Here is a 15,950-nt window from a genome sequence, read left to right as displayed (position 1 = left end):
AGCGAGGCGGCTTACTCAACCTTTGAGCCCTGCATGGGCGGCCAGCGCGCGGGCGCGGGCTTCGCCATGGTCCACAATCGGTGGCGGATAGCCCTTCCAGCCGCGCGGGAAGGGGCCGTGGACGGCATCGCCCTTCAGCGCCGAAAGCTCCGGCACCCAGCGGCGGATATAGTCGCCCGCGTCGAACTTGCTGCTCTGCCCCAGTGGCGCGAAGATGCGATAATAGGGTGAGCTGTCCACGCCGGACCCCATGACCCACTGCCAGCCCATGGCGTTGTTGGCGAGGTCGGCGTCGACCAGCGTGTCCCAGAACCAGCGTTCGCCTTCGCGCCAGTCGATCATCAGATGCTTCACCAGGAAGCTGCCTGCCACCATGCGCACGCGGTTGTGCATCCAGCCTGTCGCCCACAGCTGGCGCATGCCGGCATCGACGAGGGGGTAGCCTGTCCGCCCCTCGCGCCAGGCACAGAACAGGGCCTTGCCCGCCTGTGTCGAAAGATCGGTCCAGGGCATGCGGTCATATTCCGGCCTGTGCGGTCTGGTGGCGGATTCCGGAAATTGCGCCAGTGTTTCGTGGGCGAAATCGCGCCAGACAAGCTGGCGCACCCATGGCGTGGCGGCCTCGGGGCTATCCGATACGGCGGCATGCCATGCCGTGGCGGCTGAGACTTCCCCGAAGTGGAGGTGCGCCGACAGGCAAGAAGTCGCCGGCTCGGAGGGAAAGTCCCGCCGTTCGTCATAGGCAGGCAGGCGCGGCAGGAAGGTTTCGAGCGCTGCTTGCGCCCCGTCCTCGCCGGGCTGGTGGATGGAAAAGCCCGTAGCCCAGTCAGGCTTCACGGGCAGAAGGCCCCAGTCTTCAAGCCTTGCGCCGGCAAGCGCCGCATCATCCGGCCATGCCGCAAAGGCAAGGCTGGCCGGTGCGGGGCGGGGCAGGGGGGGGGCGCCATGGGCCTGGTGCTGGCGCCAATAGGGCGTGAAAACCCTGAACCGCCCGCCAGTCTTCGTGCGCAGGATGCCCGGCGGCACCAGTGAACTGCCTTCGTGCAGGGCAAGGCGCTGGATGCCGCTTTCGATGGCCGGCCACCAGGGTTCCGGCTGGCGGATGGCGTGGATGGCGCTGGCCCCGGTTGTGGCAGCCAGCCTCTCAAGCATGGGCGCGGACTGGCCGCGCAGCAGCAGGAGCCGTCCGCCGCGTGCGCCAAGCGCTGAATCGAGCGCCTTGAGGCTGTGGTGAAGCCACCAGCGGCTGGCGCCCCCCGGTGGGCGAACACCGGGGCTTTCCTCGTCCAGGATGTAGACGGGCAGGACAGGCCCCGATGCGGCTGCGGCGATGAGGGCGGCCTGATCCTTCAGACGCAGGTCGTTGCGGAACCAGAGAATGGCGGGTGCGGACATGCCTCTTTCCTTGCCGAGGTGATTGCGCAGGGCAACTGCGGCTTCTAATCCCACCCCATGCCTGCCCTTGCCTATGTGAATGGCCGCTACGCGCCGGTCTCAGATGCTGTCATCCCTGTCGAGGATCGCGGCTTCCAGTTCGCCGATTCGGTCTATGAGGTGGTCGCCTTCCTCAACGGCCGCTTCCTCGATCCTGAAAAGCATCTATGGCGGCTGCGCCGGAACCTCGCCGCGCTGCACATCGAGGGGGTGGCCGGCGATGCGGCGCTGCTATCCATCGCGAAGCGGCTGGTGGCGCGAAGCCGGCTGCGGGATGGAATTCTCTACATCCAGGTGAGCCGGGGTGTCGCGCGCCGGGATCATCCCTTTCCCGCCGCCACCCGGCCGACGCTGGTGATGGTGGCCCGCCGCTTCGATTTCGCCCAGCGAATAGCGCAGCAGAAGCTGGGCGTGGCGGTGATTTCCCTGCCGGAGCAGCGCTGGGCGAGGGCCGATCTCAAGACCACCGGATTGCTTCCCGCCGTGCTTTCGAAGCAGGAAGCGCGCGATGCGGGCGCCTTCGAGGCGATGCTGGTGGCCGGCGACGGCAGCGTGACGGAAGGCGCTTCGACCAACCTCTGGATGGTGGACAATGCCGGCTGCATCCGCACTCACCCGCTTTCGGCGCGCATCCTGCCCGGTGTCGCCCGGGATACGCTGATGGCGCTGGCCCGTGCCGACGGGCTTCGGATCGAGGAGCGGGCATTCACGCTGGAAGAGGCACGGTCCGCCGCCGAACTCTTCCTGACATCGACAACCGCCCCCATATTGCCCATCGTGAGCCTTGACGGGGCGCCGGTGGGAACGGGGGTGCCGGGGCCTGTGGCGGCGCGGCTTGCGGCGCTGACATGGACCGAGATCAGCCGCCAGACCGGCTGGGGCCAGGCCGGACCTGCCGCCTGAATGCCCGGCGGGCCGCGTTTGAGAGGGGAGCACGCATGACCATGGTCGTTCATCACAATCCGAAATGCGGCACTTCGCGCAATGTGCTGGCCGCCATTCGCGCCACCGGCCAGGAGCCGGTGATCATCGACTACATGAAGGAAGGCTGGACGCGGCCGCAGCTTCTGGGTCTGTTTGCCGCTGCCGGCATTACCCCGCGCGAAGCCCTGCGCGACAAGGCGCCCGAAGCCGAAGGGCTGGCGGATGCGGATGACGAGGCGCTGATCGCCGCCATGATTCGCCACCCTGTCCTGGTGAACCGCCCCATAGTCTGCTCGCCGCGCGGCGTTCGCCTCTGCCGCCCTTCCGAACGGGTGATCGACCTGCTGGAAGCCCCGCTTCCCGGTGACTTCGTGAAGGAAGACGGAAAGCCGATGCTGGCTGCTGGTGCTGCCAGATGATGGTGCCGTTCAGCCCTTCGGCCTGGCGTCTTGCTCCCGCTGCCGTTCTGGCCAGCCTTGCAGTGGCGGGGTGTATCGCCCCGTCCGGCTCCGGCAACAGCGCGGCTGCAACGGGGCTTGCAGCTGACAGGGCCTTGCCTGCCGCCGGCGCCCAGCCAGCCGGTGCTACAGCCCTTCCGGCGCGGGCGGAATCGCGGCAACCGGTGCAACAGGGGGCGCCGGTTTCCGAATCGGCGCCACTGCCCCAGACTTCGACCAACGCCTTCGGTGCGGAGCATGCGCCCGCGCCAGACCCCGCCGCCGATCCACTGGGCCCGGAGCCCGCCCCCGACGCCCCGGCCCTGCCGCCCGGCGAAGGGCCAGATTGAAGGAGCCTGCATGTCCACCACCTTCACGCTCGACACATCGACGTCGCGTGCCCACCCTGTGCCGGAACCCGTGCGCCGCCTGACCGTGCCATCCATCCGGGGGCGAAAGAAGAATGGCGAAACGGCCGAGCCGATCGTCATGCTCACGGCCTATACCGCGCGCATGGCGCAGCTGCTGGACCCTCACTGCGACATGCTGCTCGTGGGCGACAGCCTGGGCCAGGTGATATATGGTCTCGACACGACCGTGCGCGTTACCCTTGACCTGATGGTGGCCCATGGCGCGGCCGTCGTTCGTGGCAGCTACCGGTCCGTCGTGGTGGTCGATCTTCCGTTCGGAACCTACGAGGCTTCGCCCGAACAGGCCTTCGAATCTGCATCGCGCGTGCTCAGGGAAACGGGCTGCGCCGCCGTGAAGCTGGAAGGCGGTGAAGTGCTGGCCCCGACCATCGCCTTTCTGGTCCAGCGCGGCATTCCCGTTGTCGCCCATGTCGGGCTGACGCCGCAGGCCGTGAACGCCCTGGGCGGCTATGGCGCGCGCGGCCGCAGCGAGGCGGAGGCCGCCAAGATCCGGGCCGATGCCCGCGCGGTGGCCGATGCTGGCGCCTTTGCAGTCGTGATCGAGGGCGTGATGGAACCGCTGGCCCGTCAGATCACCGGCGAACTTTCCTGCCCCACCATCGGCATCGGCGCATCGCCGGCCTGCGACGGGCAGGTGCTGGTGGTGGATGACATGCTCGGCATGTTCGAGCGTGTGCCGCGCTTCGTGCGCCGCTTCGATGATCTGGCCGCGCGCATCGACACGGCGGCGGCAAGCTATGCCGGGGCCGTCCGTGACCGCAGCTTTCCCGGGGAAGCCGAACTTTACATCCCGAAGGCGAAAGCGGCTGGCTGAGCCGGGCATTCATCGCCGCGCAAGCCGCCTGCGGGCACGGCTGATTGCGGCTGTGCCGGGGGGCTTTGCGCTTTGGCCGCGGCCTCTCTAAAGGAAGCGACGAGGCGCCGGCCCGATGGCATGGCGCACAGGAACTCAGGGATCAGAACTTGGCCAGCAATCCGCCTTCCTCTCCATCACCCGGCAAGCCCGCCGACCCGCGGGACGACGCCTTCATCCGCGAAGTCGACGAAGCCTATCGCGAGGACGAGCTGAAGAAATTTGCCAGCCGCTACGGCCGCTGGATCATCCTCGCCGTGGGCCTGATCCTCGCGGCTGTCGGCGCCACCCTTTTCTGGAAGTCGGAACAGACACGCAAGGTCGAGACGATCTCGGAACAGTTCAGCGAGGCCCTCAACAAGACCGAAAGCGGTGCGACCACCGAGGCGGCCGAGCAGCTGGACGCCATCATGGAAGGCGGCAACCCCGCCTACAAGGCGCTTGCAGCCTTCACCCGGGCCGGCATCGCCATGAACGGTGGCAACCGCGACGAGGCGCTAGCCCTTTACCGTGGCGTTGCCGACGACAAGGCGGCGCCGAAGGCCCTGCGCGATGCCGCCACGCTGAAGCTGGTGCGGCTGGAATTCGATACGGTGGAACCCGCCGAAATCCTGAAGCGCATGGCGCCCTACATCGAGGGGGACAGTCCCTGGTTCCCCATCGCCGGCGAAACGGCTGCCCTTGCCCATCTCAAGGCCGGAGACCGCGACAAGGCCGGCGCGCTGTTCCTGCGTATCGCCTCCGACGCGCGTGCGCCCGCATCCCTCAGGGCACGGGCAGAGCAGATGGCCGCCGGGCTCGGGCAGGACGTGAGCCGCCTTGCCGAGCAGCTGGCGAAGGCAGGCGAGGATGCAGCGGACCCGAATATGGCGACCGCACAGGATGCGGCAGCCCCGGCCGCCGAAGTGGAGACTGGTGAATGACGCGCGCGGACGAGAGCAACATGACCGCGCGGACGGGCAGCAGGCTGCCGACCGCCATGCTGCTGCTGGCGGCGACGGCGCTTCTGGCGCTGCCGGGCTGTGGCGTCTTCAAGGGCGACGGCGGCAAGAAGCCCCGCACCCTTGGCGAGCGCATCGCCGTTCTCGATTTCGAGAGTCAGGTGGAGGCAGAGCCCGAGCTGCAGGGCGTCGACGTCCTGCTGCCGACGGCCGAGGTCAACCCGGACTGGACCCAGCCCGGCGGCAATGCAGCATCGAACATGGGCCATCTCGTACTGTCGGCCGAGCCTTCTCGCCAGTGGCGGGTTTCGATCGGCGCCGGTTCGGACAAGACGCGGCGCCTGAATGCGACCCCGGTGATCCAGGAAAACCGCCTCTTCGCCATGGACAGCGAAGGCCGTGTCTCCGCTTTCGAAGCGTCCAGCGGCCGCTCCTTGTGGAGCCGCAGCCTCGAGGTCGAGGGGCAGAGCCGCCGCGCCGCCTTCGGTGGCGGTGTCAGCCTTGGCGAGGGCAGGCTTTATGCCACCACCGGCCATGGCGTCGTGGCAGCGCTCGACCCGGCGACCGGCGCTGAAATCTGGCGTGTGACCATGCCGACGCCGCTGCGCGCGGCCCCGGCTGTCGATGGCGGACGCATCTATGTCAGCAGCATCGACGGGCAGCTTTCCGCGCTCGACGCCAGCAGCGGCGCGACACTGTGGCAGGTCAATTCCACTGTCGAGCCGGCGGCGATCCTGGGCGCCGGCGCGCCCGCCGTCGCCCTCGACACGGTGGTCGCCGGCTTCGCTTCGGGCGAGCTCTTTGCCCTTCGGGTCGAGAATGGCCGCACCGTCTGGCAGGATCAGCTTTCCCGCACCGGCCGCACCACGGCGCTAGGTTCGCTGGCCGGCATCACCGCCGCCCCCGTCATCGACCGTGGACGCGTTTTCGCGATCGGCCATGGCGGCCGCATGGCGGCGCTGGAACTGGCAACCGGCCAGCGCGTCTGGGAGCGAGAATTCGCCGGTGTCAACACGCCCTGGGTCGCGGGGGACTGGGTCTTTGCCGTGACGGTCGATGCCCAGCTCGTCGCCATGTCGCGGGCGGACGGGAAGATCCGCTGGGTCACGCAGCTCGACCGCTGGGAAAAGCCAAAGTCGAAGAAGGGCGCCATCGAATGGTTCGGGCCGGTCCTCGCCGGCGACAGGCTCTATGTGGCTTCCTCGGGCGAAAGGCTCGTTGCCGTTTCGCCTGCCAGCGGTGCCGTCCTCAGGACCATCCGGCTTGATTCGCCGGCCTATCTTTCACCGGTCGTCGCCAACGGGATGCTTTACATCCTGACGGATGACGGAAATCTCGCGGCCTTCAGATGACCAGGCCGGGGCTTCCCAGGGTCGTCATTCTCGGCCGGCCGAATGTCGGCAAATCCACGCTGTTCAACCGTCTGGTCGGCAAGAAGCTGGCGCTGGTGGATGACCAGCCCGGCGTGACCCGCGATCGCCGGGAAGGCCATGCGCGCCTGTTCGACCTGGAGTTCACCGTGATCGACACGGCCGGGCTTGAGGAAGCGGAGGCCGGCAGCCTTTCTGACAGGATGCGCGCGCAGTCCCGCGCGGCGCTGGACGGGGCTTCGGCCGCGCTGTTCGTGATCGATGCCCGCGGCGGCCTGACGGAGGCCGACAGGCATTTCGCCCGCTGGCTGCGGCAGGAAGCGCCGGTTCCGATCGTGCCGGTTGCAAACAAGTGCGAGGGCAGGGCCGGGGAAGCCGGGCTGATGGAAGCCTTCGAACTGGGGCTGGGCGACCCGGTGCCGCTTTCGGCCGAGCATGGCGAGGGGCTTGCGGACCTTTTCGAAGCGCTCATGCCGCTTCTGCCGGGGCCCGGCGAGGTGGACGAAGCGGTGGAAGCGGAAGACAACCCCGACGCACCGCTGAAGCTTGCAATCGTCGGCCGGCCAAATGCCGGGAAATCGACCCTGATCAACCGGTTGCTGGGGGAAAACAGGCTGCTCACCGGCCCGGAGGCCGGGATCACGCGGGATTCCATCGCCATCGACTGGACATGGCGCGACCGTGCCGTGAAGCTGATCGACACGGCCGGGATGCGCCGCAAGGCGAAGGTGCAGGACAAGCTGGAAAAGCTGGCTGTGGCCGATGCCCGCCATGCCGTCGATTTCGCCGAGGTGGTGGTGCTGCTGCTGGATGCCACGCTTGGCCTCGAAGCGCAGGACCTGCGGATTGCCGACATGGTGCTGCAGGAAGGCAGGGCGCTGATCATCGCCCTCAACAAATGGGATTCGGCCGAGGACCAGAGCCGCCTGTTCAACGGCGTGAAGAAGGCGCTGGACGAGGGCCTCGCCCAGGTGAAGGGTGTGCCCTTGCTGACGGTTTCCGCGCTTACGGGCAAGGGGCTCGACACGCTCATGGAAGTCGCCTTCGAGACGCGGGCGCGCTGGAGCCGGCGTGTGCCGACGGCAGCCCTCAACCGCTGGTTCGAAGCGGCTCAGGAGCGCAACCCCCCTCCGGCGCCCGGCGGAAAGCGGATCAAGCTGCGCTACATCACCCAGGCCCGTAACCGGCCGCCGAGCTTCATCGTCTTCGGCACCCGGCTGGAACTCCTGCCCGACAGCTATTCCCGCTATCTGGTGAACAGCCTGCGCGACGATCTTGACCTGAAGGGCCTGCCGATCCGCATGACCATGCGCTCGAGGGCCAATCCATTCGACAGCTGAGATGCAGCGGATCGACCAACTTCTGGGGCGTGGCGCCCCGAATGCCCCGGCGCTCGTCGACCGGGACCGTAGCCTCGACTATGGCGAGATGGCCGCCCGGGTGGCGGCGATTGCCGGCGGCCTGTCGGCCCATGCGGCCCCCGGTGACAGGGTCGCCATCTGGCTGCCCAAGGGCCTCGAGGCGGTGCTGGCGCTCTTTGCTGTTTCGCGCGCGGGCTGCGTCGCGGTGCCGGTGAACCCGGTGCTGCGCGGCCAGCAGGTGGACCATATCCTCGCCGATTCCGGTGCGGCGCTTCTGCTGACGCATCGGCAGCGCGCCGCTGCGCTGGCGGCCCCGCCTTGCCCGCTGCTGCTGGTGGAAGAGGACTGGGATGCGCTGGAAGCCAGCCCCCCCGCAGGGGACGATGCGCCGGGCGGCGACAGGCTTGCGGCACTACTCTATACCTCGGGATCAACCGGCCTGCCCAAGGGCGTGATGGTCACGCATGCCAACATGCTGGTGGGCGCGCGCAGCGTTGCCACCTATCTTGGCACCAGGGCCGATGACCGCGTTCTGGCCGTGCTTCCGCTCAGCTTCGATTTCGGGCTGTCTCAGGTGACGACGGCCTTTCATGCCGGCGCCTGTGCCGTGCTGCTCGATTATCTGATGCCACGCGATGTGGTGCAGGCCGTTGCGCGGCATGGCATCACCCAGCTTGCGGCCGTCCCGCCGCTCTGGGTGCAACTGGTTGCGCTGGAATGGCCGGTTGGCGCGGTGGCGGGCCTGAGGACATTGTCGAACAGCGGCGGCCGCCTGCCCGTGCCCACGGTGCGCGCGCTGCGGGCACTTTTCCCCCATGCCCGGCTTCACCTGATGTATGGGCTGACAGAGGCGTTCCGATCCACCACCCTGCCGCCCGAACTGGCGGACAGCCACCCCGACAGTATCGGCCGGGCGATTCCCGATGCCGAGATCCTCGTCGTGCGGCCCGATGGCAGCCTGACGGACGATGGCGAACCGGGAGAGCTGGTGCATTGCGGCCCGCTTGTCAGCCTGGGCTATTGGCAGGACCCGGAGCGCACGGCGCAGCGTTTCCGCCCGGCGCCGCCCGCTTCCCGGCTGGGGGGCATGGCCGTCTGGTCGGGCGATACCGTTGTGCGCGATGCGGACGGGCTGCTGCGGTTCGTGGGCCGCGAGGACGAGACCATCAAGACAATGGGGACGCGCGTTTCCCCGACGGAAATTGAGGAGCTTGCCTATCAGAGCGGCGCCGTGGCCCAGGTGGTGGCGCTGGGCGTTGCCGATGACATGGCCGGCCACAGGATCCGGCTGGTGGCAAGCCCGGCCAAAGGCCTTTCGCCGGTGCAAGCCGAAAAGCAGCTGAAGGCTCATATGAAGCGCGAGGCCGCGCCCTATATGCAGCCGGCCAGCATCATCTGGCTGGAGCAATTGCCCGTATCCGCCAATGGCAAGCTCGATCGCGCGGGATTGCGATCAGCCTATGCGCAAACCATTGCCAGCGCGCGAAGAGGTTAGAGCAGGGCTTTAGGGGGCCAGATATCAGGGCCGGTAGGTGATGGGCCGGCAGGATGGTTCCGCCATGCTCGTGTGTCAGCCGCCGCGGATCCTGTCTCCAAGGGACGTGCCCTCGGTATGGCTGTTGGATGGCATCAGCAGCATGGCCGTTGCAGCGCCCGCAACAACGCCCAGCGTCAGGCCGATCAGCCATACAAGGACGACATTGCGCAAGCCTGTTTTTGGGCCTTCTGTCATGTGCCTTCCTTGTCCGCTCATGCGTTCTTTGTTGCTCGACTGCGACCTTCGTAATAGTATGCAACTATCGTGCCATAGTAATAAAACAAATTAAATCAGCATGTTGAAGATTTTGCGGCGCTGTGAATTGTAAAATCTGGCGACAGTTCAGCCATAATGCGCGCCGGTAAACCATAATCCGTCCGGCGGGGCGTTGAGGCGCAGCCTGGCGCGGTCGCGTGCCTCCAGCGCCGCCTTCACGGCATCGGGCATGGAATGGCCTTCCCCCACCATCACGAGCGCACCCACCATCGAGCGCACCTGGTGGTGCAGGAAGGACCGCGCGGCGGCATGCACATGCACCTCCCGCCCCCAGTCCGCCTCCGCTTCCACGACATCCAGCCGGTCCAGCGTCTTGACGGGTGAGGCAGCCTGGCAGTGGACATGGCGGAATGTGGTGAAATCATGCCGCCCCACCAGATGCTGGGCTGCTGCCCGCATCGCTTCGATGTCGAGCGGTTTCGGCCGCCGCCAGACAAGCCCCTGCTGGTGGGTCAGCGGGGCGCGGCGGCACAGGATGCGATAGGTGTAGCTGCGGCCGATACAGGAAAAGCGGGCGTGGAAATCCGGCGGCGCCGGGACGCAGTCGAGCACGGCAACAGCCGCGCCCGCCATCCGCAGCCGCGCGTTCATGGCCTCCATCAACCGGAAGGGCGCGATGGCCTTTGCGATGTCGGCGTGGGCTGTCATGGCGCGGGCATGGACGCCGGCATCGGTTCGGCCGGCTGCATGCACGGCGACATCTTCGCCGGTGATTTCGAAGATCGCCGTTTCCAGCGCCTGCTGCACCGATGGCCCATGGGCCTGGCGCTGCCAGCCCATGAAGGGCCTGCCGTCATATTCCAGCGTCAGCCGGAACCGCTGGCTCACAGCCGGTCGCCCACGGCAAGCCGCCGGCCCCGCCACCAGTCAGCCGCCGGCATGGCCCCCTTGCCGCCGGGCTGGACCGTGACAAGGCGGACAGCGCCCCGGCCGGTGGCGATCACGCCTTCGCCGAGCACCGTGCCCGGCTCGCCCGCGCCTTCGGCCAGGGTGGCCGACAGCAGTTTCACCCGCTGGCCCTGCGCGTTGAACCAGGCGCCGGGGCTGGGCTGCATGGCGCGTACCAGCCGGCATATGTGCTCGGCAGGCGCGTCCCAGTCGATCCGGGCTTCGGCCTTGTCGATCTTGTGGGCATAGGTGACGCCGTCGTCCGGCTGCGTTTCGGCCTGCACGTCGGGCAGGCGGGCCAGCACGTCCAGCATCAGGCGCGCACCGATCACAGCCAGCCGCTCTGTCAGTTCGCCTGCAGTTTCATCGGTGATGGCAATGGAGGCCTTTGCAAGCATCGGCCCGGTATCGAGCCCGCGTTCCATCTGCATGATGGTGACGCCGGTTTCATGATCACCGGCAAGGATGGCGCGCTGGATGGGGGCAGCGCCACGCCAGCGGGGCAGAAGCGAGGCGTGGATGTTGAGGCATCCGTGGCGTGGCGACTCGAGGATGGCGCGTGGCAACAGCAGGCCATAGGCCGCCACCACCGCCGCATCGAGGTCGAGTTCGGCAAAAGCCGCCTTTTCCGCATCGGGCTTCAGACTGAGCGGTGTGCGCACGGGAAGCCCCAGCGCTTCCGCCCGCTGGTGCACGGGGGTCGGGGTCAACCGGCCACGGTTGGCGGGGCGCGGCGGCTGGGTATAGACCGCCGCGATGTCGTGGCCGGCCTCCACCAGCGCATCGAGCGCGGTGACGGCAAAGTCGGGGGTTCCCATGAAGGCTAGTCGCATGGCAGGGACCGTTAGCTTCGATTGCGCATGGACAAAAGCCGCGTGGATGACGCCCTTGCAAACCTGACTGCCCTGATAGCCCGCCTGCCGGGCCTTGGCCCGCGTTCGGCGCGGCGCGTTCTCCTTTATCTGATGAAGAATCGCGAGACCATGCTGAAGCCGCTTCTCGCCGCGCTCCAGAAGGTGGACAGCAGCCTGGTGAGTTGCGTGGTTTGCGGAAATCTCGACACGACGACCCCGTGCCGGATCTGCACCGACCAGAAGCGCGACCCGGCGCTGCTGTGTGTCGTTGCCGATGTCTCCGACCTGTGGGCGCTGGAGCGCGGACGGCTTTTTCCCGGCCGCTATCATGTGCTTGGCGGGACGCTTTCGGCCTTTGATGGTGTAGGGCCGGAGGAGCTTGGCATCGACCGCCTGCTGGCCCGGCTTCCCGGGCCGCCGCCGGTGGAAGAGGTGGTGCTGGCCATGAACGCCACGCTGGAGGGTCAGACCACGGCCCATGTGATCGCCGAACAGCTGGAAGGCCGGGGCGTGAAGGTGACGCAGCTGGCCCATGGCGTGCCCGTGGGCGGGGAGCTTGATTATCTGGACGAGGGCACGCTGGCGCAGGCGCTGCGACTTAGGCGCCCGCTGGGCTGAAAGCGGCGTCCCCCGGCTTCATGGCTGGCCAGGCCGGCACCCAGGCCGACACCCAGGCCGACACTCTGGCCCACATCTTGACCGGCGGGGGCCTCGTGCCTAGCTATTCTGCATGGCTATCCTCCCCATCCTCGAAGTTCCCGATCCGCGCCTTCGCCGCATCTCGGAGCCCGTGCGCGAAGTGACGGACGAGATCCGCACCCTTGTCGCCGACATGTTCGAGACGATGTACGACGCACCCGGCATCGGCCTTGCAGCGGCGCAGGTGGATGTTCCCCTGCGGATTCTGGTGATGGACCTTGGCGACGGCCCCGAGGGAGAGGATGGCAAGCCCGGGCGCAACCCGCGCGTCTTCATCAACCCTGAACTCTATGACCCTTCGGAAGAGTATAGCGTTTACAATGAAGGCTGCCTTTCCGTGCCGGACCAATATGCCGATGTGGAACGCCCGGCCCGGATCCATGCCCGCTGGCTGGACGAGAATGGCGTGCAGCATGACGAGGCGCTCGACGGGCTGACGTCGACCTGCCTGCAGCATGAGATGGACCATCTGAACGGCGTGCTCTTCATCGACCATCTGTCGCGGCTGAAGCGCGAGATGGTGCTGAAGAAGCTGGAGAAACTGCGGGCCGACAAGGCGCGGCGCAGGGCTGCCTGATGGACAGGCTGGCGGCAGTCAGGCATGGCAAGCCGCCCGAGGACTATGCAGAACAGGAAAAGGCGCTTCAGGAACGTCTGTGGCAGATCCTGACGGCCTATCACCGCCAGAACCGGTCGGCCATCATCATCCTCGAAGGCTGGGACGCCGCCGGCAAGGGCGGGCTCATCAAGCGTCTGACCTATGAACTCGACCCGCGCTTCTTCGAGGTGGTGCCCATAGCCGCCCCGAACGAGATCGAGCGCCGCCAGCATTACATGGCCCGTTTCTGGTCGAAGCTGCCCGCCGCCGGCAACTGGACCATCTTCGATCGCAGCTGGTACGGGCGCGTCACGGTCGAGCGGGTCGAGGGTTTCTCCACGCCGGAGCAGTGGGGCCGCGCCTATGGCGAGATCAACCATGTCGAGGAAGCGCAGGTCAATCATGGCACGCGCGTTATCAAGCTGTTCCTGCATGTTGATCAGGAAACGCAGGACAAGCGCCTGCTCGACCGGCTGGAACAGCCCTGGAAGCGCTGGAAGGTGAGCACGGAGGATTTCCGCAACCGGGGCAAGCGCGACGCCTATATCGAGGCCTATGAGGAAATGTTTGCGCGCACGGACACACCGCATGCGCCCTGGCACATCATCGGCGCAAACCACAAGAAACATGCCCGGATCACCGGGCTCGGCATCATCGCGGACCGCCTCGCCCATGGCGTGGACCTGACGGACCCGCCGCTCGACCCGGCGCTGAAAAAGCTCGCCGAGCGTGAACTGGGGTGCAAGGTTAGCCCGCGCTGAGGCGATCATCAGCCGGGGTAGCGGATTTCCAGGACTTCCAGCTCCCGCTCGCCGGCAGGAAGGCGCACCGTGTGGCACTCGCCCACCCGCGCACCCTTCAGCGCGATGGCGACCGGGCTGTTCCATGCGATGCGCCCATTGCCGGCGTCCGCCTCGTCCCGGCCGACCAGCGTGAGCATCTGCTCATGGTCATCCTCGTCCGCCACGCGCACGCTTGCGCCGAAGAAGACACGGTCACGGTCCGGCTGGCGTGTCGGGTCCACCACGGACAGGGATTTCATGCGTCGTGACAGGTGCGCCAGTTCCCGGTCGATTTCGCGCAGCCGCTTGCGGCCGTAGAGATAATCGCCATTTTCCGAACGGTCGCCATTGCCGGCCGCCCAGCTCACCACCTCCACCATCTTCGGCCGCTCCTCCTGGAACAGCACATCATAGCGGGCCTTGAGCGCGGCCATTCCGGCCGGCGTGATCGGGTCTGTCGCCATGGTGGCCTATTTGTTCTTGAGCCAGCTCGACGCATGCGGCCGTGCGCCTGCGCGCTTGGGTTCGAGCAGGCTGTAGACCACGGCATTCTCGACCACCCGGTGCACATAGGTGCGGGTTTCGGAGAAGGGGATCAGTTCCACCCAGTCGATGATGTCGTCGAGACCGGCCGGGTCGCCATTGGCCGCAAGCCATTTCCGCACATTGCCTGCCCCGCCATTGTAGGCGGCGATGGCCTGCGCCGCCGTTCCGAAATTGTCCCGCCTGAGGCCGATGTAATAGCTGCCCAGCGAGATATTGTAGGCCGGGTCATCGAACAGGCGCTGCACGTCATAGGGAAGCCCGAGGCGGCGGGCGACATCCTGTGCGGTTGCGGGCATCAGCTGCATCAGGCCGCGCGCGCCAGCGTGAGACAGTGCCGTGCGGTCGAAGCTCGATTCCTGCCGCGCGATGGCATGGGCGATGATCCACTGCTCGGCCGGTACCGAGGCGCTGGCGGGAAGCCGCGGGTAGGCGAGGTCGAAGCTGCCGAAGTCGCCGCTCGGACGCGCCGATTTCCACGCCCAGACGCCAAGATCCAGCCGGCCGATCCGCTGCCCCAGTTCGGCGGCAATCCGCGTTTCCACCGGTGTTGCGGCGCTGCTGGCCAGCGCGCGGACGAACAGGGATTCGCGCTGCCTGTCCTCCATGGCGTTCAGCATCAGGAGCGCGCGGGCCAGCGGCGTTGCTTCGAAGCGTGCGCGTTCAGCCTGGCTGATGGCCGGCGGCGTCACGCGGGGCAGGGCCGGTGTTCCGCCCAGTTCCTCGGCGGCGAGCTGGCCATAGAAATAATCGAACTGGGCCGCGGCGCGCTTGAAGGCGGCATTGGCGGCAGCACCATTGCCGCGCGCCTTTTCCGCCCGCCCCAGCCAGTAATCCCCGCGGGACTGGCTGATCGGCGTGGTGACGGCCTGGTTGAAAGTGGTGAAGTGGCGCACGGCATCGCCCGCCCGCCCGATCCTCCGCAGCGCAATCCAGCCAGCCAGCCACTCGGTATCGGACAGGTCGATGCGCTCGGAAAGCGACAGCGCCGAAAGCTCGGTCCCTGCCGGGTAGGCCCTGTGGTTGGCAAGCAGGCGCCAGGCGGTCTGGTCGTCGCCCCGGCGCATGGCCGCGCGGCCCATGGTCAGCCGTTTTTCGAGCCAGGCTTCAGGCCGGCTGACCCCCGGCTCGATATCGCCGCGCGCGAGCAGGGCCTCGGCTTCGGACAGGCGGTTGCGCCGTTCGAGCCACAGGGCGCGATCGAATGTCAGGCCGGCGTCGCGCCGGTAGCGGGCGGGAACCGAGGCGACGCGGGCCTCGGCATCGGCAGCGCCTGTGCGCAGGGCGATTCGTGCCAGAGTGAGCGCGCGGGCTTCATCATCGAGAAGCGACAGAAGCCGCCCGGCAGCCGTGGTCTGGCCTGACCAGATGAGCTGATCGGCACGGCGTGCGTGATCGGCGCGGGTGAATTCGGGGCCGAAGCGCGCAAGAAGCTGTGCTTCCAGTTCCGGTGGAATTCCGGGGCGCACCCAGGCAGCGCGCGCCAGGCGAACGGCCTCCGCACCGGTCGACAGCATGGCAAGGCGCGCTTCCCCGGCCGCCGTTTGCGGTGGCAGCGCCCGGAAATAGACGCGGGCGTCGGCATCCGGGGTTTCAGGCTTCACGGCTTGCGCTTCGGCCCGGCGGCGCATGGCGGAAACGCCCGGCCAGTCGGCATGGGCGGTGATGAAGGCGGCCTGCGCTGCCAGCGGCGGCTCCTGCCCGGCGCGAGCCGGGCGGCGCAGCCATTCCCAGCGCGCGAGCGAGTCGGCCAGGGCGTCGGGCGCCCCGGCGGGGGCGGCACTTCCGCCGGCTGCATAAAGCGAAAATTGGCGGGCAAGCCATGCCCGTGACACGGGGTCGAAAGCGGCCGTCGTGCCGTCAGGCCGTGCAGCGGGGGCTGCCGCCTGTTGCGCGGCGGCTGGCTGAAGCGCCGGCAAAGGTGCAACAAGCGTGGCCAGGACAAGGATCGGAAGCGGAAGGGCCGCCATCAGGCGATGTTGCGCGGTCATGCCATTCTCTCTAGGGCAGAAGGCGGTGGCG

General features: G+C 67.6%; 16 protein-coding genes. 10 read left to right on the top strand and 6 right to left on the bottom strand.

Features of this window, described 5'->3' with window-relative positions; all coding sequences use genetic code 11:
* Positions 1-15: 15 nt before the first annotated feature.
* A complete protein-coding gene (locus ACUJ46_RS08045; protein WP_445389949.1) occupies positions 16-1,395 on the bottom strand; it encodes a cryptochrome/photolyase family protein in 1,380 nt (459 codons plus the stop codon).
* Positions 1,396-1,452: 57 nt separating this feature from the next.
* Here ACUJ46_RS08045 and ACUJ46_RS08040 point away from each other — a divergent pair, with 57 nt between their 5' ends.
* From ACUJ46_RS08040 to ACUJ46_RS08010, 7 genes are all read left to right on the top strand, one after another.
* The gene (locus ACUJ46_RS08040) at positions 1,453-2,337 is read left to right on the top strand and encodes a D-amino-acid transaminase (RefSeq protein ID WP_445389948.1); all 885 of its coding nucleotides are present in this window, start codon (positions 1,453-1,455) and stop codon (positions 2,335-2,337) included.
* Positions 2,338-2,372: 35 nt separating this feature from the next.
* Entirely contained in the window at positions 2,373-2,777 is a 405-nt protein-coding gene (locus ACUJ46_RS08035; RefSeq protein WP_445389947.1) for an arsenate reductase family protein, read from the top strand.
* Positions 2,778-3,155: 378 nt separating this feature from the next.
* Positions 3,156-4,040 carry a 3-methyl-2-oxobutanoate hydroxymethyltransferase gene (gene panB / locus ACUJ46_RS08030; protein WP_445389946.1) on the top strand — a complete coding sequence of 295 codons (885 nt, stop codon included), beginning with the start codon at positions 3,156-3,158 and terminating at the stop codon, positions 4,038-4,040.
* A gap of 149 nt (positions 4,041-4,189) precedes the next feature.
* A complete protein-coding gene (locus tag ACUJ46_RS08025; RefSeq protein ID WP_445389945.1) occupies positions 4,190-5,002 on the top strand; it encodes a tetratricopeptide repeat protein in 813 nt (270 codons plus the stop codon).
* Positions 4,999-6,372 carry an outer membrane protein assembly factor BamB family protein gene (locus tag ACUJ46_RS08020; protein ID WP_445389944.1) on the top strand — a complete coding sequence of 458 codons (1,374 nt, stop codon included), beginning with the start codon at positions 4,999-5,001 and terminating at the stop codon, positions 6,370-6,372. Before ACUJ46_RS08025 ends, ACUJ46_RS08020 begins: the two co-directional genes overlap by 4 nt.
* Positions 6,369-7,730 (top strand): ribosome biogenesis GTPase Der, encoded by a 1,362-nt coding sequence (gene der, locus ACUJ46_RS08015; protein ID WP_445389943.1) that lies wholly within the window; start codon positions 6,369-6,371, stop codon positions 7,728-7,730. Before ACUJ46_RS08020 ends, der begins: the two co-directional genes overlap by 4 nt.
* Position 7,731: 1 nt before the next feature.
* Positions 7,732-9,246: an acyl-CoA ligase (AMP-forming), exosortase A system-associated gene (locus ACUJ46_RS08010; RefSeq protein ID WP_445389942.1), complete on the top strand. Its 1,515-nt coding sequence runs from the start codon at positions 7,732-7,734 to the stop codon at positions 9,244-9,246.
* A 75-nt stretch (positions 9,247-9,321) separates the two neighbouring features.
* Here ACUJ46_RS08010 and ACUJ46_RS08005 read toward each other — a convergent pair whose 3' ends face one another.
* From ACUJ46_RS08005 to fmt, 3 genes are all read right to left on the bottom strand, one after another.
* Complete coding sequence (locus ACUJ46_RS08005; protein WP_445389941.1) at positions 9,322-9,483, bottom strand: hypothetical protein; 162 nt, start codon at positions 9,481-9,483, stop codon at positions 9,322-9,324.
* 147 nt (positions 9,484-9,630) lie between these two features.
* Positions 9,631-10,392: a tRNA pseudouridine(38-40) synthase TruA gene (gene truA, locus ACUJ46_RS08000; RefSeq protein WP_445389940.1), complete on the bottom strand. Its 762-nt coding sequence runs from the start codon at positions 10,390-10,392 to the stop codon at positions 9,631-9,633.
* Positions 10,389-11,285, bottom strand: coding sequence for a methionyl-tRNA formyltransferase (fmt, locus tag ACUJ46_RS07995; RefSeq protein WP_445389939.1), 897 nt, complete (start codon positions 11,283-11,285; stop codon positions 10,389-10,391). The genes truA and fmt overlap by 4 nt, the downstream gene beginning before the upstream one ends.
* A gap of 27 nt (positions 11,286-11,312) precedes the next feature.
* Between fmt and recR the strand changes: the two genes are divergently transcribed.
* The 3 genes from recR (at position 11,313) to ACUJ46_RS07980 (ending at position 13,364) form a co-directional block, all read left to right on the top strand.
* A complete protein-coding gene (gene recR, locus ACUJ46_RS07990; RefSeq protein ID WP_445389938.1) occupies positions 11,313-11,924 on the top strand; it encodes a recombination mediator RecR in 612 nt (203 codons plus the stop codon).
* Between the two features lie 112 nt (positions 11,925-12,036).
* The gene (gene def / locus ACUJ46_RS07985) at positions 12,037-12,582 is read left to right on the top strand and encodes a peptide deformylase (protein WP_445389937.1); all 546 of its coding nucleotides are present in this window, start codon (positions 12,037-12,039) and stop codon (positions 12,580-12,582) included.
* Positions 12,582-13,364, top strand: a complete 783-nt coding sequence (locus ACUJ46_RS07980; protein ID WP_445389936.1) for a polyphosphate kinase 2 family protein — start codon at positions 12,582-12,584, stop codon at positions 13,362-13,364. The genes def and ACUJ46_RS07980 overlap by 1 nt, the downstream gene beginning before the upstream one ends.
* An 8-nt stretch (positions 13,365-13,372) precedes the next feature.
* Here ACUJ46_RS07980 and ACUJ46_RS07975 read toward each other — a convergent pair whose 3' ends face one another.
* Positions 13,373-13,849, bottom strand: coding sequence for a GreA/GreB family elongation factor (locus ACUJ46_RS07975; RefSeq protein ID WP_445389935.1), 477 nt, complete (start codon positions 13,847-13,849; stop codon positions 13,373-13,375).
* Between the two features lie 6 nt (positions 13,850-13,855).
* On the bottom strand, positions 13,856-15,919 hold the full coding sequence (locus ACUJ46_RS07970; RefSeq protein WP_445389934.1) for a transglycosylase SLT domain-containing protein: 2,064 nt from the start codon (positions 15,917-15,919) through the stop codon (positions 13,856-13,858).
* Positions 15,920-15,950: the final 31 nt, after the last annotated feature.

The organism is Sandaracinobacteroides sp. A072 (genome assembly GCF_052616365.1).
This window is presented reverse-complemented; position numbering and strand designations above follow the sequence as displayed.

Excerpts from the sequence above, each read along its gene's own strand:
- ACUJ46_RS08045 (WP_445389949.1), bottom strand. The coding sequence starts at position 1,395 with ATGTCCGCACCCGCCATTCTCTGGTTCCGCAACGACCTGCGTCTGAAG.
- ACUJ46_RS08040 (WP_445389948.1), top strand. The coding sequence starts at position 1,453 with ATGCCTGCCCTTGCCTATGTGAATGGCCGCTACGCGCCGGTCTCAGAT.
- ACUJ46_RS08035 (WP_445389947.1), top strand. The coding sequence starts at position 2,373 with ATGACCATGGTCGTTCATCACAATCCGAAATGCGGCACTTCGCGCAAT.
- panB (WP_445389946.1), top strand. The coding sequence starts at position 3,156 with ATGTCCACCACCTTCACGCTCGACACATCGACGTCGCGTGCCCACCCT.
- ACUJ46_RS08020 (WP_445389944.1), top strand. The coding sequence starts at position 4,999 with ATGACGCGCGCGGACGAGAGCAACATGACCGCGCGGACGGGCAGCAGG.
- der (WP_445389943.1), top strand. The coding sequence starts at position 6,369 with ATGACCAGGCCGGGGCTTCCCAGGGTCGTCATTCTCGGCCGGCCGAAT.
- ACUJ46_RS08010 (WP_445389942.1), top strand. The coding sequence starts at position 7,732 with ATGCAGCGGATCGACCAACTTCTGGGGCGTGGCGCCCCGAATGCCCCG.
- ACUJ46_RS08005 (WP_445389941.1), bottom strand. The coding sequence starts at position 9,483 with ATGACAGAAGGCCCAAAAACAGGCTTGCGCAATGTCGTCCTTGTATGG.
- fmt (WP_445389939.1), bottom strand. The coding sequence starts at position 11,285 with ATGCGACTAGCCTTCATGGGAACCCCCGACTTTGCCGTCACCGCGCTC.
- recR (WP_445389938.1), top strand. The coding sequence starts at position 11,313 with ATGGACAAAAGCCGCGTGGATGACGCCCTTGCAAACCTGACTGCCCTG.
- def (WP_445389937.1), top strand. The coding sequence starts at position 12,037 with ATGGCTATCCTCCCCATCCTCGAAGTTCCCGATCCGCGCCTTCGCCGC.
- ACUJ46_RS07980 (WP_445389936.1), top strand. The coding sequence starts at position 12,582 with ATGGACAGGCTGGCGGCAGTCAGGCATGGCAAGCCGCCCGAGGACTAT.
- ACUJ46_RS07975 (WP_445389935.1), bottom strand. The coding sequence starts at position 13,849 with ATGGCGACAGACCCGATCACGCCGGCCGGAATGGCCGCGCTCAAGGCC.
- ACUJ46_RS07970 (WP_445389934.1), bottom strand. The coding sequence starts at position 15,919 with ATGACCGCGCAACATCGCCTGATGGCGGCCCTTCCGCTTCCGATCCTT.